General features: G+C 39.4%; 18 protein-coding genes, 2 tRNA genes and 2 pseudogenes. 13 read left to right on the forward strand and 9 right to left on the reverse strand.

From position 1 onward, the window contains the following. Positions 1-50: 50 nt before the first annotated feature. Positions 51-1,047 (reverse strand): annotated as a pseudogene (gene trpD, locus ACFJIZ_RS09325) (anthranilate phosphoribosyltransferase). A 204-nt stretch (positions 1,048-1,251) separates the two neighbouring features. Between trpD and ACFJIZ_RS09330 the strand changes: the two are divergent. Then, the gene (locus ACFJIZ_RS09330; protein WP_379092709.1) at positions 1,252-2,190 is read left to right on the forward strand and encodes an ion channel; all 939 of its coding nucleotides are present in this window, start codon (positions 1,252-1,254) and stop codon (positions 2,188-2,190) included. A gap of 52 nt (positions 2,191-2,242) precedes the next feature. Next, positions 2,243-2,800, forward strand: coding sequence for a hypothetical protein (locus tag ACFJIZ_RS09335; protein WP_379092712.1), 558 nt, complete (start codon positions 2,243-2,245; stop codon positions 2,798-2,800). 43 nt (positions 2,801-2,843) lie between these two features. On the opposite strand, the gene ACFJIZ_RS09340 is transcribed toward ACFJIZ_RS09335, so the two are convergent. The 3 genes and pseudogenes from ACFJIZ_RS09340 to recR form a co-directional block, all read right to left on the reverse strand. Further along, positions 2,844-3,689 carry an alpha/beta hydrolase gene (locus tag ACFJIZ_RS09340; protein ID WP_379092715.1) on the reverse strand — a complete coding sequence of 282 codons (846 nt, stop codon included), beginning with the start codon at positions 3,687-3,689 and terminating at the stop codon, positions 2,844-2,846. 83 nt (positions 3,690-3,772) lie between these two features. Further along, a complete protein-coding gene (locus ACFJIZ_RS09345) occupies positions 3,773-4,588 on the reverse strand; it encodes an SDR family oxidoreductase (RefSeq protein ID WP_379092718.1) in 816 nt (271 codons plus the stop codon). A gap of 127 nt (positions 4,589-4,715) precedes the next feature. Then, positions 4,716-5,333: pseudogene (gene recR / locus ACFJIZ_RS09350) on the reverse strand (recombination mediator RecR). 148 nt (positions 5,334-5,481) lie between these two features. On the opposite strand from recR, the gene ACFJIZ_RS09355 reads away from it, so the two are divergent. From ACFJIZ_RS09355 to ACFJIZ_RS09365, 3 genes are all read left to right on the forward strand, one after another. After that, a complete protein-coding gene (locus ACFJIZ_RS09355) occupies positions 5,482-6,990 on the forward strand; it encodes a sodium:solute symporter (RefSeq protein ID WP_379092721.1) in 1,509 nt (502 codons plus the stop codon). Between the two features lie 14 nt (positions 6,991-7,004). After that, complete coding sequence (locus ACFJIZ_RS09360; protein ID WP_379092724.1) at positions 7,005-7,712, forward strand: TIGR00730 family Rossman fold protein; 708 nt, start codon at positions 7,005-7,007, stop codon at positions 7,710-7,712. 184 nt (positions 7,713-7,896) lie between these two features. Then, positions 7,897-8,391, forward strand: coding sequence for a hypothetical protein (locus tag ACFJIZ_RS09365; RefSeq protein ID WP_379092727.1), 495 nt, complete (start codon positions 7,897-7,899; stop codon positions 8,389-8,391). Here the strand turns inward: ACFJIZ_RS09365 and ACFJIZ_RS09370 are convergent. Genes ACFJIZ_RS09370 through ACFJIZ_RS09390 form a run of 5 tightly spaced genes read right to left on the reverse strand, consistent with a single transcriptional unit; the run spans position 8,388 to position 11,509 of the window. Next, the gene (locus tag ACFJIZ_RS09370; RefSeq protein ID WP_379093975.1) at positions 8,388-8,657 is read right to left on the reverse strand and encodes a DUF502 domain-containing protein; all 270 of its coding nucleotides are present in this window, start codon (positions 8,655-8,657) and stop codon (positions 8,388-8,390) included. The two genes, ACFJIZ_RS09365 and ACFJIZ_RS09370, sit on opposite strands and share 4 nt — an antisense overlap. Then, positions 8,629-8,727, reverse strand: coding sequence for a hypothetical protein (locus tag ACFJIZ_RS09375; protein ID WP_379092730.1), 99 nt, complete (start codon positions 8,725-8,727; stop codon positions 8,629-8,631). Before ACFJIZ_RS09375 ends, ACFJIZ_RS09370 begins: the two co-directional genes overlap by 29 nt. Positions 8,728-8,735: 8 nt before the next feature. After that, positions 8,736-8,978, reverse strand: a complete 243-nt coding sequence (locus ACFJIZ_RS09380) for a hypothetical protein (protein WP_379092733.1) — start codon at positions 8,976-8,978, stop codon at positions 8,736-8,738. 42 nt (positions 8,979-9,020) lie between these two features. After that, positions 9,021-10,640, reverse strand: a complete 1,620-nt coding sequence (gene alr, locus ACFJIZ_RS09385; RefSeq protein WP_379092736.1) for an alanine racemase — start codon at positions 10,638-10,640, stop codon at positions 9,021-9,023. Next, positions 10,637-11,509, reverse strand: a complete 873-nt coding sequence (locus tag ACFJIZ_RS09390; protein ID WP_379092739.1) for a Mur ligase family protein — start codon at positions 11,507-11,509, stop codon at positions 10,637-10,639. The genes alr and ACFJIZ_RS09390 overlap by 4 nt, the downstream gene beginning before the upstream one ends. 181 nt (positions 11,510-11,690) lie before the next feature. Here ACFJIZ_RS09390 and ACFJIZ_RS09395 point away from each other — a divergent pair, with 181 nt between their 5' ends. From ACFJIZ_RS09395 to ACFJIZ_RS09430, 8 genes are all read left to right on the forward strand, one after another. After that, positions 11,691-12,083, forward strand: coding sequence for a regulatory protein RecX (locus ACFJIZ_RS09395; RefSeq protein WP_379092742.1), 393 nt, complete (start codon positions 11,691-11,693; stop codon positions 12,081-12,083). Between the two features lie 14 nt (positions 12,084-12,097). Continuing rightward, complete coding sequence (locus tag ACFJIZ_RS09400; protein WP_379093978.1) at positions 12,098-12,175, forward strand: hypothetical protein; 78 nt, start codon at positions 12,098-12,100, stop codon at positions 12,173-12,175. 126 nt (positions 12,176-12,301) lie between these two features. Continuing rightward, a tRNA-Gly gene (locus ACFJIZ_RS09405) sits at positions 12,302-12,374 on the forward strand. 54 nt (positions 12,375-12,428) lie between these two features. Further along, positions 12,429-12,513 (forward strand) — tRNA-Leu (locus ACFJIZ_RS09410). A 241-nt stretch (positions 12,514-12,754) separates the two neighbouring features. After that, complete coding sequence (locus tag ACFJIZ_RS09415) at positions 12,755-13,186, forward strand: DUF1801 domain-containing protein (protein WP_379092745.1); 432 nt, start codon at positions 12,755-12,757, stop codon at positions 13,184-13,186. 145 nt (positions 13,187-13,331) lie between these two features. Beyond that, positions 13,332-13,667: a BlaI/MecI/CopY family transcriptional regulator gene (locus ACFJIZ_RS09420; RefSeq protein ID WP_379092747.1), complete on the forward strand. Its 336-nt coding sequence runs from the start codon at positions 13,332-13,334 to the stop codon at positions 13,665-13,667. A gap of 31 nt (positions 13,668-13,698) precedes the next feature. After that, positions 13,699-15,033, forward strand: a complete 1,335-nt coding sequence (locus ACFJIZ_RS09425) for a M56 family metallopeptidase (RefSeq protein WP_379092750.1) — start codon at positions 13,699-13,701, stop codon at positions 15,031-15,033. Between the two features lie 26 nt (positions 15,034-15,059). Beyond that, positions 15,060-16,172: a DUF4369 domain-containing protein gene (locus ACFJIZ_RS09430; RefSeq protein WP_379092753.1), complete on the forward strand. Its 1,113-nt coding sequence runs from the start codon at positions 15,060-15,062 to the stop codon at positions 16,170-16,172. Positions 16,173-16,206 lie beyond the last annotated feature (34 nt).

The following is a 16,206-nucleotide window of genomic DNA, read 5'->3' on the forward strand; positions in this document are numbered from 1 at the left end:
AGTTAATCTAAGTACTTATTATTTCTTAAGGCTTTAATTATTAATCATCTTTATGATTGCACATTTATCAGTTTATTAAAACTATCTAATGCCCTTTTACTCACCAAGGCTTCTTCTGCTTCGTAAAAACAATCTGCAAAAGAAACGTCTTGTTTGATGGTCTGGATGGCCAAAGCCGCATTGCAAAGCACTACATTGGTCTGTGCATCGGTGCCTGTTCCATTTAAGATATTGGTAAAGATCTTGGCTGAAGATTCTACCGTATCGCCACCCTGGATCTCTTTTTCACTCACCTCTTCAAAACCCAGATCGGCTATGCGATTGAGTGCTTCTCCTTTTTTACTAAAGGTTTTAAAATCGCAGGTAAGAGAAACTTCATCAAAACCATCAACCGCATGGATAATGGTATAGTTTTTATCTGTCTGTTGATAGAGATAGGCATATAAACGGGCCAATTCTAAACTAAATACGCCAACAATCTGATTTTTGGGCTGTGCTGGATTGACCATTGGTCCCAACATATTGAAAAAGGTCTTCACCCCTAGTTCTTTACGGATAGGCGCTACGGTTTTCATGGCAGGATTAAACAAAGGTGCATGTAAAAAACAGATACCCGCATGGTCTAAACTGCGTTTCAACAGAGCTTCGTTGTTGGTAAAAGTATAACCTAGGTACTCCATTACATTAGAAGAACCACAACCAGAAGAAACACCATAATTGCCATGTTTAGCAACTTTATGGCCTGCCCCAGCCACTACAAAAGAGGCCAAGGTAGAAATGTTGAACGTATCTTTACCATCACCACCTGTGCCGCAAGAGTCTACGAGTTCAAAGTCTGTAAAATCAACTTTCAAACAGAGTTCTAACATCGAATCCCTAAAACCCTGCAGTTCTTCTACGGTAATGTTCCGCATCCCATAAGCGGTAATAAAGGCGGCAATCTGCGAGCTGTTAAATTCGCCCAAAGAGATTGAAGTCAGGTACTTTCTGTGCTTCTTCCCTGCTAAAGGTTTTATTTTCAAAAAGGTGGTTCAGTATTTTCTTCATGGCTTTAAAACAAAAAAGGGCTGCTTTATCAAGCAACCCTCTAAAATATTTTTATAAAAAAATAAACGTATACAAAAGGATCACATCACGCTATTGCGTTATGCCACCACCAGTTTTTATTTACGTTTACTTGTATCATTCTTCAACAAATATGGAATACTTTTTTATTATTTGCAAAATGTTTCTCAAAAATAATTTTGGATTATGGCATTCAGCAAACGAAAAGTACATCATGGTGATCATCTAGGCTTTGGCAACCGCCCGATGGGCAAAGACCAAAGAATGATGAATGCGGATGGAACTTCGAACATTAAACGTATCGGCCTACCCTTTTTTCGTTCTGCAGACACTTATAATTGGTTGATTTCGATGTCATGGACAAAGTTTATGTCTATTATTGTGATTGCCTACCTTATTGTAAACATCTTATTTGCTGGGATCTATGTAGGTGTAGGTATCGAAAACCTAAAAGGTGCCGAAGGTGTTACCTTTCGCGACCAGTTTTTTAGTGCTTTTTTCTTTTCGGCGCAAACCATCTCTACGGTGGGTTATGGACATATCAGTCCGAGTGGTTTTATAACGAGCTGTATTGCCGCTTTTGAATCGATGCTGGGGCTATTGGCTTTTGCTTTGGCCACAGGTTTACTGTACGGTCGTTTTTCTAGACCAAATGCCAAGGTCTTCTACAGTAAAAACATGGTGGTGGCACCATATAAAGATATTACTGCACTGATGTTCAGACTGGCCAATGGGCGAAACAACCAATTGATCGAAATTTCTGTGCAGGTGGTATTTACAATAAATGAGTTGGTAAATGGCGTTAAAAAGCGGACATTTTTGCCCCTGGATTTGGAAAGGAGTAAAATTGGGCTGTTAAGTTTGAGCTGGACCGTGGTGCACCCGATAGACGAAAACAGTCCATTGTTTGGAATAACCAGCGAAGAACTGATCAATGGTGAAGCCGAAATCATTGTCTTGTTACAGGCATTTGATGATACTTTCTCGCAAACGGTACACAGTAGGGCCTCTTATTTGGATGAGAACATTATCTACAATGCCAGGTTTGCTCCTGCCTTTTTCCATGATGAGGATGGCACTACGGTTTTAGACTTGTCCAGATTGAGCGCCATCGAAACAATTTAAAAGAGCTGAACTACGTTTTACGTTTTTTATATTTGTACCACTACCCTGATCTATGAAGAAACATTTATCAAAATTAGCCTTATTTTTTGTGCTGACCAGCACGCTGCTTGCTTGCGAGAAGGACCATAACAACGAGACATTTACATATTATCGCCTTAGGATCAACCATTACAAACAGGCTGTGAACAATAAGTTTGTTTATGTAACGCAAGAAAAAGAAACCATTGGTGGCAATACCTGGGAAAACAAGGATTTTTACATTGATGATTTCGTTTATGAACCTGGTTATATCTACGACATTGATGTCATGAACCTTTATCAGCGTGATGCCGCACTGAGCAGTGGACTAAAACTGAGAAAGATCGTTTCTAAAACAAAAGTGGCAGACAATACCAGCTTTGAAGTAAACTTGCGAGCCAATGGAACAAACCTATTTACTGGAAATATAGGTGTTGGTGATTATGTAATCTTAAATAAGATCAAATTTGATTGTGGCACCTTGTGTACTGAATTTGCACAACTCGTAGCCTCTACTAACCAAAACATTATTGGCGAGTTTGTAAGGAATACAGATGGCAGTTATGTTTTAAAGAGTTTAAAAGTTAAATAGACCCCTGGTTCGTGTCGACACGAACCAGGGGCAGTCGAACACTTTATTTAGTTTCTGCCAAAAAACCTAGGATACTTTTATAAAGCCTATTGCCTCCAAAAATCATTTGACTGATCATACCCACATGTTTTTTACCTTCAATGATTTCTAGTTTTACCGGAACATTTTGGGTCTGTAAGGTTTTGTAAATCCGCTCTGATTGAAGCTGTATGGCCTGATAGGTCTTGCTTCCATAAAAAATTAGATGCGGATTGTTTATATTTTTCACATAATATAGCGGCGAACCCAATTGCCAGTTTTGTTGCGTTGTGCTAAAGGTCCTTAAAAAGTCTGTGTAGTTATCGTCCCTTTCGGCCTTGGTCAGGTATTCGTCCATGTCCAGTCCAAAAGCATCGTCTAAAACCACTCCTTTGATGGGGTTTTCCATCCCAAGTGCTTGAAAATATTGTGGATCCGCATTGATCAATTCGCAGAGGTGACCACCAGCCGAGTGACCCATTAAAAAGATACGGTTAGGATTACCTCCATAAGCCTTAATATTAGCTGTTACCCATTTAACGGCTATTGCACTTGCCGCAGCCATTTCTTTGTAGGTGGCATTGGGTGCCAATGGATAGTTGATCACAGCGGTTACGATGTTCTTTTTGGCCAGATTTCTACCCAACCACCAATAGGTCTCTTTTTTACCGCTACTCCATGAGCCGCCATGGATAAAAACAATGACATCCTGATTTTGTACATCACCTTTTTTATGATAAATGTTTAATGTATTTGCGATTTCGGTATTACCGGCATAATTGATATTTTTCTCTACCCTAACCTGGGCCGAGCCAGAAAGACCTGTCCTAAAAAAGCAAAAACCATAAAGATAATTTTGAAACGCATACAAGTTTTGAGTTGGCTGTTGTGGGTTGGCAGTTGCAAACTATTTCCTATTGAACCAATGAACGGATGAACTAATGAACCAATAAACTACCGAATCAATGGGTTTTTCTCTTTGGCAAACAACTCAAATACTTTTTTATCTGTAAATGCAGGGAAGAGTTTATTCATCCAAACGGCTAGTTTTCCTTGTCTTGTCATGATCAAAGTGCGTTTTCTTTTTAATATCCCATCACTAATGCGTACAGCCACCTCTTCGGCACTCATCATTTTACCTTCTTCCATACTTGTTTCGCCATGTGCAGCGCCATCTTTCGACAAAGCGGCTACTCGTATGTTTGAAGTGGTAAAACCCGGACAGGCCACCATCACGTGTACACCTGTTTTAAGGAGTTCGGTACGTAACGATTCCATAAAACCATTCATTGCAAATTTGGATGAAGAATAACCTGTTCTGCCAGGTAAACCTCTATAACCTGCAATAGAAGATACGCCAATGATACTGCCTTTGGTTTTTAGGATTTCTGGTAAAGCATATTTTGTACAATAAACCGTTCCCCAGAAGTTCACATCCATTAGGTTTTTGATCACCGACAAATCCAGGTCATTAAACAAAGCCCGCATAGAAAGACCCGCATTGTTGATCAATACATCTATTTTACCAAAAGTAACCAAGGTCTGTTTGACCAACTGTTCGCAATCTTCTTCTTTGCTTACATCTGCTTGTACAGCCAATGCCTTGATCTGGTATTTTGTTTCAAGCGCTGCAGTGATCTCGCAAAGTGTTACATATTGACGCGCACCTAAAACCAGGTTTGCCCCTCTTTTGGCCAATTCTTCGGCCAGTGCCTTACCTATCCCTGATGAGGCACCTGTAATGACAACTACTTTATCTTTAAAGTCCATTTATCTTTAATTTGTTGCAAAATAAGCTTTGTGTGCTTGTATTTTAGTCGATTTGTTATGATGGTGAGCTAAAGAAATGACGAACAATGGCTCAGCACCTAGAATTGATTTCTTCATCATGGCCAGCTTATTTGATAAAAGAACCTTCGTAAGGAACCCTGGTAATGATAGAGCGACCCAAGGTGATTTCGTCTGCATATTCCAATTCGCCACCAAAAGCAATACCTCTGGCAATGGTAGTGATCGGCACCTGAAAATCTTTTAACCTTTTATGAAGATAGAAAAGAGTGGTATCGCCTTCCATGTTTGCACTTAAGGCCAGTATGATCTCTTTACGGGTGTGGTGGCCACACGTTGCACCAAAGTATCTACAAATAGGTCTGATGGACCGATGCCATCCATTGGCGAAATTAGCCCACCCAATACATGGTACACGCCAAAATACTGGTTGGTGTTTTCTATCGCCATCACATCTCGTGTATCTTCTACTACGCAAATCGTTTCTTTATCACGTTTTACGGCGATACAGATGCTACAGGTCTGATCATCGGAAATATTGTGGCAAACATTGCAGTGTTTGATCTCTGCTTTTAAGCGGATCGAGCGTATTGCCAAAATGCGAAACTTCTTCTTGCTCTTTGTTCAATAGATGCAGTACCAAACGTAAAGCCGTTTTTTGCCCCACACCTGGTAATTTTGCAAATTCGTTTACTGCGTCTTCTAGCAGTTGAGAAGAAAAATTCATTTGACAAATTTAATAAAAAAGCACAATACAACATAGCTAATAGTTGAGGGCATAGACAGAGGGATATTGGCTTGCTGATCAATTTATTTTCCCCTAGGCAATTGATTTAAAATTGGAATTTCTTACATTTAACAGCTAAATATAAATTATGAGCCCAACCATACTACTTTCGTTTTTAATCGGATATTTCCTACTGCTGATCATCATCGCATTTGCTACCTCTAAAAAGTCATCTGATAATTCTACCTTCTTTTTGGCCAACAGAAATTCTAAATGGTACCTGGTCGCATTCGGAATGATCGGAACCGCGCTTTCTGGTGTTACTTTCATTTCTGTACCCGGAGAAGTTGGCGCCCCTGCGGGCAACCAGTTCCAGTACTTTCAGTTTGTACTGGGCAATGCCATTGGTTTTATCATCATTGCTACGGTATTGCTGCCCTTGTACTACAGGATGCAGTTGACTTCCATTTATAGTTATATAGAAAAGCGATTAGGTTATTACAGTTACAAAACCGCTGCTTCTATCTTTTTGATCAGCCGTACCATTGGCTCTGCTTTTAGGTTATATCTGGTTGTGATTGTTTTACAACGTTTTATCTTCGATTCATATGGTGTGCCTTTTTGGGTAACTGTATTGATTTCTTTAGGTTTGATATGGTCTTATACCTTTAAGGGTGGATTAAAAACCATCATCATTACCGATACCTTGCAGACTTTCTTTTTGGTTTTGTCTGTGTTTTTGACCATCTATTTTATCTGTAATAGTTTAGACCTGAGCATACCTCAAGCCTTTGAAACCATCAAAAATAGTGGTTATTCTAAGACTTTCTTCTACGAAGACTTTTTAACCAATGGTTTCCACGTTAGTAAAGCTTTATTGGGTGGTATTTTTGTAACGATCGCCATGACTGGTCTAGACCAAGACTTGATGCAAAAAAACCTGAGTATGAAAACCATTGGCGAGGCACAAAAAAACATGTTCACCTTTACAGGGGTATTTGTAATATTGAACATCTTCTTTTTAAGTGTAGGTGCTTTGTTATATGTTTTTGCAACAAAAAATGGCATCGAAATTCCATTAGATCATGTTACCGGAAAACCACGTACAGATTTTCTATTCCCAGAAATTGCGCTGAACCATTTAACCACCATCCCCGCAATTGTATTTATGTTGGGCTTAACCGCAGCCACTTTTGCAACTACTGATAGTGCCTTAACTGCTTTAACGACTTCTTTCTGTGTAGACTTTTTGGGCATGGATAAAAAAGAAAACCTACATAAAGAAAATGCAGTGAAAAGGAGACATCTGGTACACGTAGGCTTCTCGTTATTGATGTTTTTTGTGATCGTGCTGTTCAATGCCGTAAACGACGAATCGGTAGTTAAAGGCATATTTAAAGTAGCCTCTTATACTTACGGTCCACTTTTGGGGTTATATAGTTTTGGTCTATTTGTAAAGAACCGTGGCATACACGACAAATTGGTGCCGATTGTATGTTTACTATCGCCTGCGGTTTGTTATTTCTTAAATATGTATTCTACAACTTTGTTGGGAGGTTATGTATTTAGTGTAGAACTGATTTTGGTCAATGGATTGATTACCTTTATCGGCTTGTTACTGATCAGCAAGAAAACAGATCAACAAACCAAGTTTTAAATAATATTATATACATGACAAGTGAAGAAAAGATAAGAAGCGCTTTTGCGAATAAAGATTGGCAAGAAATTAAAGTTACCGATAGCTGGCAGATTTTTAAGATCATGGCAGAATTTGTGGATGGGTTTGAGAAATTGGCCAAAATTGGTCCCTGTGTAAGTATTTTTGGACTTGCCCGTACGGCAGAAACCAACCCCTATTACGAGATTGCTGTAGAATGTGGTCGTTTGTTAACAGAACGCGGCTATGGTGTAATTACAGGCGGTGGCCCGGGCATTATGGAAGCCGGTAACAAGGGTGCGCACATGAATGGTGGTAAATCTGTAGGTTTAAATATCGACCTGCCTTTTGAGCAGTTCCACAATAAATATATCGACCACAATAAATTGTTGGAGTTTGATTATTTCTTTATCAGAAAGGTAATGTTTATGAAATACTCTCAAGGTTTTGTGGTATTGCCTGGCGGAATGGGCACAATGGACGAGCTGTTTGAGGCGATTACCTTGATCCAAACAGGTAAAATTGCCCGCTTCCCTATTGTACTGGTGGGTAAATCTTATTGGGGCGGCTTGGTAGATTGGATCAAATCGACCATGTTAGAGAAAGAGCATAACATCCATGCCGAAGATCTTAACCTGTTTAGATTAGTAGATACGGCCGAAGATGCTGCAGAACACATCTTTAGGTTCTATGACAAATATGTACTGAAACCCAACTTTTAATCTGGTTTTAGACCTTAATTCAAATATCAAGATAGCTAGCTGAACGTTAGCTATTTTTTTTGCATCAAGATTTCAAATGTTGGTTCTAAAATAGTTTTTATTGGTTTTTGTTGATTTAAAATGACATTCAGGCTGTAACGAAACGATTGTAGGGCAGTCTATATGTTAATCAATAAGCAAAGCCATGGAACGTCGTTTAAATTGGACAAAAGGTATTTTTGAAAGCAGTTACCAACTTTTTGAAGGTGGCGAAATCAAGCATACCTTATTTTTCGATACTTGGAGAAATGAAGCAAGGGCCATCAGTCAACAAAGCACCTACTTCTTTAAAAGCAATGGCTTCATGAATTCGAGCATCCAATTGTTCGACGATAAAAACAACCTGATCGCCATGATCAATTACCAGCCGTGGCAAAGTAAAGCTATTGTTTCCCTAACTTCTGGAGAGGTTTACCATTGGGCTTTTACCAACAACTGGCATTCGAAATGGGCAATTACCGATCTGAAAGCAAAACATGTCAACTATGATTCTGACCTTTCTTCTGGAACGATCAGTGCCAATACAGATGATGAGATCATGCTTTTAATAGGCTTATATATCAGAGAATACTTTAATAAGATCATCTATCTGATCTTCTTCATCCTATTCGTAACCATTGTTTGTGGCAATGGCTTTTAAAAATGGCTTACCCCACCACTTACCACTAATTTCATGGCATCGGCAGCGCTCATATTCAATGGCTTGATCTTGTCTTTGCCCACCACATAAACCTGACCGGCAAAGGAATAAGAAAAAGGAAAATAAACAATCACATCTCCAGGCAGGTCTATTTTAGAGAGGTCGTTCTGTGTTAAAAAACCGATTCTTTTAAGGTTTCCTTCAACTTCTACCAAAACAGGGTTGTTGAATTTCTTTTCATCGCCTACAAAAGCCTCGGTTAAGATCTTTGATTGAAGAAAATATGAAATTGAGCAAGGGCAACTTGTTCATGGTACGCTGGAACCAATTGTACATTGGTTCGGTTACAAAGTTGGTGACGATGATCCCGCTACCAAAATGATGGCAATTACCAGTCCCAAGCCCAAGCCCGGAATGTTACGGTTGGCTCCGGTAAAAGGATCAACTCCTAAAATGTTATTGATGTTTAACCAACTGTCAACAGTGGTTACTGCCCATACCACAATAAAAATACTTAGGGCAATTGGCACTACGATCAACAATCCTTTGATCAGGTAATTTAATATCGCTCTTCCTATCCTATTCATGCTGCAAAATTAGACAAAAATTTACAGTTCTCGGTTTGTAGTTTACAAATGGAGCGATTTCACTTCAACCTGTTTATTCGTAAAAATAATCCGTTTTACCCTTTGTGATACGTTGGTTAGGATTTCGTAGGGAATGGTATCAATCTGTGCTGCCAAATCTACAATGGTGTATTGTCCATTAAACACAATTACTTCATCGCCCGTTTTCACGTTTAGGCCAGTCACATTGAGCATGCACATGTCCATACAAATAGAACCAATCGTAGGCACCAATTGACCATTGACCAACATTTCCCCTACCCCATTACCAAATCTGCGGCTGTAACCATCTGCATATCCAATTTTTACTGTAGCGATCTTGCCACCTTCTGGCAATACCCCTTTGCGGCTGTAGCCAACTGTTTCGCCAGCTTTAAGGTTCTTTACCTGCGTAACCGTTGTTTTAAGCACGGCTACCGTATGTAGGCCTCTGTTCTCTTTTAAGGCACCATCAAAGCCATACAGGCCAATACCAATGCGTACCATATCCATTTGGGCATCTGGCCATCGTGTAATGCCAGAGGTATTTAAAGCATGCTTGATTGGCATATACTTCAATTGTTCGGTCAATTGATCATATAAATGGGAGAACTCCTGCAATTGCTGGTTCGTAAAACCATCGTGTTCAGGGCTATCGGTAGCTACTAAATGGGTAAAAATAGACATCACCTTTAATTTGTCGGTTGTTGCCAAAACAGCCAGCAATTCTGGCAGGTCTGCACTTTCAAAACCCAATCGGTGCATCCCTGTATCCATTTTTAGGTGGATCGGATAAGCCGTTTCGTGAGCTGGTAAGAAATTCAGAAAGCTCTTCAGCACATTTACACTATAGATCTCTGGTTCCAACTGGTGTTTCACCATGGCCTCAAAAGCCGATGGTTCTGGGCTCATTACCATGATCGGCAAACTTATTCCGGCTTTGCGCAAGGCAATTCCTTCATCTGCATAAGCTACCGCAAGGTAATCTACTTTATGGTATTGCAACAAGTTGGCAATCTCGAAACTTCCGCTGCCATAAGAAAAGGCTTTAACCATGGCCATTGTTTTAACACCTGGCTTTAATTTGGCCCTGTAAAACTGTAGGTTGGCGGCTAAGGCATTGAGGTTGATCTCTAAAATGGTATCGTGTATTTTCTGGGTCAGCAGTTTACTGATCCGTCCAAACTCGAACCTACGTGCGCCTTTTACCAAAATGGTTTCATTGGCAAAATGGATGGCAGGTAACTGTTCTATAAATGCTTGCGTGCTTTCGTAAAATGTGCTTTCTAGGTCAAACAGCTCAGCAAATGCCGAAATGTTTGGTCCAATACCGATCAAACGGTTCAAGTTCTTCTGCGCCAATAGGGCCGCAATTTCTGCATACAATACCTCGTTGGCTTTACCTGTTTCGTAGATATCTGATAAGATCAACGTCTTTTTTGGATGTTGGTTCTGTAGGTTCAGAAAATCTAGGGCAATGGCCAAAGAAGAGATATCTGCACTGTACGAATCGTCGATGACAGAACAGTTCTCTATGCCATTAATCAGTTCTAAACGCATACTTACCTGCGTCAGTTTTTCTAAACGGAGGTCTGCCTCTTCGGGCGTATAGCCCATGGCCAATAAGGTTGCCCAGCAGATCATCCATTTTCTACAGCAGCTTTATCGCTAAAAGGGATCAAACATTCAATCTCTTTGTTCTGGTAAATCCCACGGATGTAGTTCCTACCCTCTATGGGTTCTATAAAAGAAACCTGTAGATCTGCAGGACCACTGGTACTCCATGAAAACTTTTGTTTGCCGGGCAGGTCTGCCAAGGCGATATCAGTAACATAGTTTGGCGAATACACCAAAAGTTCTACATCCTTAAATAGTTTGAGCTTCTCTTCGAGTTTTTCCTTTTTGCTTTCAAAACCTTCGGCATGGGCCTCGCCTATATTGGTCAATACACCAATGGTTGGACAGATGATATCGGCCAAAGTTTCCATTTCATCTTTGGTAGAAATGCCTGCCTCAAAAATGCCCAAGGTATGGTCTGCAGTGATCTGCCAAACCGATAAGGGCACTCCTATTTGCGAATTGAAGCTTTTTGGGCTTCTAATGATGTTAAAGTCTGCAGCCAACAACTGATACAACCACTCTTTCACAATGGTTTTGCCGTTACTTCCAGTAATGCCAATCACTTTCAGTTCATTTGCCTTGCGATTATACGTTGCCAAGGCTTGTAGGGCCTGCAACACCTCATCAACCAGTATAAAATTAGCCGATGGATATTGTTCGGCATAACTTGGGTCTGAAACTACAAAATTACGGATGCCGTTTTGATAGGCATCTTTGATAAATTGATGTCCATCTCTTTTTGCTTTTACCGCAAAGAACAATGAGCCTTCTGGATCGATCACCGTTCTGCTATCTGTCAACAATTTTCTGATAATAGCTTCAGGACTTGGCAAAAGTGCTTTTGCTTTTAAGATTTGGGCAATATGCTCGATGGAATAGGTTTCTTGGTTCATTGTGAAAGAAAAATACAGGATAGCTGCTAATTTTTTACGAATTTCAGCAATTAATTATCAATAAGTAGCATTTGTAGGTAATAAGTTTTAAGTTGTGCGTTATAAGTTCCAAGTAGTAAGTCATAAGTTTTTTATGGCCTAACACGTACAAATTATCGATACCCGACCATCAAATTTAAATATGTTCAACACGAAACCGCCTCTAATTTTAGATAAAAAAACAGCACTTGTTAAGGCAGAGAGCTGGTGTGCCTATCAAGAACGTGCCCAACAAGAGGTTAGGGATAAACTTTACGAATGGAATTTAAAGCCCAATGAGGTGGAAGAACTGATCACGGAACTGATCACCACCAATTTTTTAAATGAGGAAAGATTTGCGATGGCCTATGTTTCTGGTAAGAGCAATATCAAGAAATGGGGCAAGATCAAAATCAAACAAGGACTAAAACTTAAAAAAGTTCCAGAAAAATTGATCCAAAAAGCATTGAACAGTATTGATGGCGACCAGTATTTGGCAAATCTACTGGCAACAGCCGAAAAAAAATCGGCGGTTTTGAATGAGAAAGATCCCTAAAAAGAAAATATAAGCTGGTTAGCTACCTTCAGGGTAAAGGTTTTGAAAATGATTTAATTTTTCTTGTGCTGAAAGCCAATAACTTAAGTTAATTCCTTAATTATTTATTAAATTTTTCTTGGCAGAAATATAAATCTGTGTATATTTGCAAACCCAAACGGAAAGAGGTTCTTTAAAAAACACACCGAAAAGGGAATACATCGGATGATGTTAACAATGCGAAAGTAGCTCAGTTGGTAGAGCACGACCTTGCCAAGGTCGGGGTCGCGAGTTCGAATCTCGTCTTTCGCTCTAAATGCCTTCCTACCAGGAGGCATTTAATTTTAAAAGCAGAAATGCTTTTAAGCTCGGATGGTGGAACTGGTAGACACGCAGGACTTAAAATCCTGTGCCCTCAACAGGCGTGCGGGTTCGATTCCCGCTCCGAGTACAATTAAAAATCGAATAGAAAGCCATCAGAAATGATGGCTTTTTTTATGCAAAAATAATTCCTTGAATGTGATTAAACATTAAGGGATTAAGAAGATTTCCCTAGCATTTTGATCATTTGACAAGTTAATCCTTTTCGCTACAACAGTTTATTTCTTTTACAGATTAATATATTAACTTGGAGATAGCGATAAACGAGGTTTGAAAAGACAAAGCTGCTAACCCATAATTTACCATTTTATATGGACATACAAGAACAGATCAAAGCATACATCACTAGCCAGCCTGAACCTAAGCTGAGTGACATGCAGCAGTTGCATCAGCTTATCCTTCAAGTATTACCGACATGTAGGTTATGGTTCGATGAGGGTAAAAACGCTGAAAATAAAACGGTCAGCAACCCTACGATTGGATATGGCTTTTACACGATCAAATATGCCGATGGAAAAACCAGAGACTTTTTTCAAATTGGGATGAGTGCAAACACAACTGGAATCTCTATCTATATCCTTGGCATCGAGGATAAGACCTACTTGGCCCAAACATTTGGAAAAGATTTAGGGAAAGCCAATGTAACCGGATATTGCATCCGGTTCAAAAAACTAAAGGACATCAACATCGATGTACTTGAAGCGGCCATACGATATGGGTTTGAGGCTACAAATGAAAATTAAATTTCCAAATTTAAATTACTCAAATCGCCTACTCATAGCATTTCTACCCTTATTTTCAGTCGTCTTTTGCTGTGCTTGATGAAATTATTTTCATTAAATTACAATTGTAGTTGAATAATTACAAAATTAATTATATCATTGTATCATGAAACGTAGACTTAGCGAAAAAGAGGAAGCCTTAATGCAAATCACTTGGGATAAGAAGCATGTTTTTGCCAAAGAGGTTAGAGAAGCGCTTCCAGACCCAAAACCACACATCAGTACCGTATCGACCATGATGAGAAGGCTGGCTGAAAAAGGTTTTTTAAAGATTGAAGATTTTGGTTCTACCCATCGTTACTCGGCTGCGATCTCGATGAAAGAATATACCAATACCTTTGTAAAGCCACTGTTGGCAGGCTTATTTGGTAACTCGATCAAAAATGCGGTTACCTTTTTTGCAGAACAAGAAGAAATTTCGGTGGCAGAACTAAAAAGATGATGGAGCTGATAGAAAAGAAAAATAAATAGCTATGGAAAATCTGGCCGTCTATTTCTTTAAAGTAAACATCGTTTTTTCGGTGGTTTTCCTTTTTTACTATTTAGGTTTACGACGACACAAGTTTTTAAAAACCAATAGGCTATTGCTAATGCTTAGCATTGTTGTCAGTTTTTTGCTCCCCTTAAGTCCAGCTTTAGCAACAATAGATTTTTTACCAAAGGTTGTTGAACATCAAAAACCAATTTTCGCAGATAAGGCATCAAAATCTGTAATGCCTATTGATGGCACAGTCGATTTTGAACAGGTAAACTCTGCTCCAAAATCCAACTCCACTCCTATCAATTATTTATTCATTGGCACAAGTTTATATAGCTTAGTGATCTTAGTATTGTTACTCAATTTTATGTTGAGGTTATGGAAAATCGGCAAACTGATTGCCAACAGTACGAGGAGAAAAGTAGATGGTTTCATTTATTGTGAGCCGAAATCGACCAGTGCTCCATTTTCTTTTTTCAACTTCATTATGCTACCCATCCAAAACGATGATCAGGAGTGCAACCGCGAAATTAGGATACATGAACAGGCACATGCCCAACAGTTGCATACAATTGATGTTTTGGCTTCAGAACTGCTTACTGCCCTACTCTGGATCAATCCGTTGGTGTATATCTTTAACCGACAGGTAAAACTCAATCTAGAGTTCCTTGCAGATCAAGCTACCCTAGCCACAGGTGTGGATGTTAAAGGTTATCAATTGAGCCTACTTTTATATAGCCAAAAGCCCATGGCCAATCTGCCTGCAAATGCCTTCTTTTCATCAAAAATCAAGGAAAGAGTGATCATGATGAACAAAGAGAAACCAAAAGCCATACAACTACTCAGCTACCTGTTGTTCTTACCGATATTGGCTTTATTGAGTTTGCTTGTTGGCTTTAAAAGTGAGCCGAGAAAGGTGTACAAGCCCATAGAAATAGCAAATGCGCAACCCAAACAAAATATCGGCCCAAGCCTTTCGCTAGAAAAGTTGCCCTCAGAACTAACTCAAATTAAAAAGGTAGACAAAAGACTTGTTGCAAAAAAAGCCGATTCTAGCATCTACATCGATGCCAGAACAGATACGGTTAAAATCAATCTTGTACCTAACCAATCGAATAGTAAAAGCAAATCTTTTGAAGGCATTTATGCGATCGAAAATGAAATCTTTTCGCCTAAAGAACTTCGAAAGGCATTGCAACATAAAAAACAGTTAACATTTATCTTGGCCAAACGACCCATTATTGGTGTGCATAGCAACAATGATTCGACTGCCATCAAAACCTGGGGCAAGCGGGCCAGTAAAGGTGTCATATTTGTAAAATCAAAATAACCAAACGCTAACTTAATTAGATCAACATGAAAAATTTCCAAAAACCATGGAAGGTGGCTCTGCTATGCGCTATACTTTTGCACAGCATGAGCACTTTCGCGCAGCAAAAAATTGCCCAGTTTACCATTCATGGGCAGCTTAATGGCGCAAAAGATGGAACAATTGTTAAGCTTCACGACATCGACAAGGCAAAGACCATCGATTCGGCCCAGGTCATCAATGGCAAGTTTGTGTTAACAGGCCATGTAGATGAACCTACAACTTGTTGGTTAAGGTGTGGTGAAGAATACACCACCATACAGGTAGAAAACGTGCGCATGAACTTTAGCTCGCCTTTAAAGGACATGAAATTAAACAGCATTACGAGCGGGGGAAAAGAACAAAGCCTACAGACTGAACTGGACCGATTGTTACGCCCTTATGAAAAAGTGTATACGCCACTTTACGACAGCCTTAACAAGAAACTCTATCAAGATACCACACAGCGCAAACAGATGGTCAAAACTTTTAATGCAGCCATTGATGCCTATCAAAATGTTTATGTGGCCTTTGGCAAGAGAAACATCAACTCTTATCTGGGTTTGGATATCGTTTATAGAAACCGAAAAGCAATACCCAAAGATTCGGTACTGCTATTGTTCAACAGCTTAACCCATCAATTGAAGGCAACGGATAAGGCCAAAGCCTTAAGTATCTATGCCAAAGAGATTTTGGCCAAAAAAGGACACAAATACCTCGATTTTAGCGCTGTTGGTATCAATGGGGAACCATTTCAACTTTCAACATTAAAGGACAAATACATTTATCTAGCTTTTGGAAGTTTCGGTTGCGTCCCCTGCAGGATAGAAAACAGAGAAATCAGTAAGAATTATGAGCTGTTATCCAAATCGTTGCATATTGTTAATTTTTCTTTAGATGTGAATAGAAAGGAATGGGAACTTGCAGCCAAACAGGATGGGATCAAATGGTATAACGTTTCGGATATGGCTGGCATGGCTGGAAAGATCAAAACACTGTACGATGTGCAAGCCATGCCGACTTCTTTTCTGATTGACAAAAATGGAATAATTGTAGAACGGTTTGATGGTTATAGCGAAGAAAACCTGAACAGGATCAAGAAAATCATAGGGCTCAATTAAAAATGTTGGTTGCCAATTCGCTTTGGCTTAAATG

It is taken from the genome of Pedobacter sp. UC225_65, from assembly GCF_042698365.1.
Classification (GTDB): domain Bacteria; phylum Bacteroidota; class Bacteroidia; order Sphingobacteriales; family Sphingobacteriaceae; genus Pedobacter.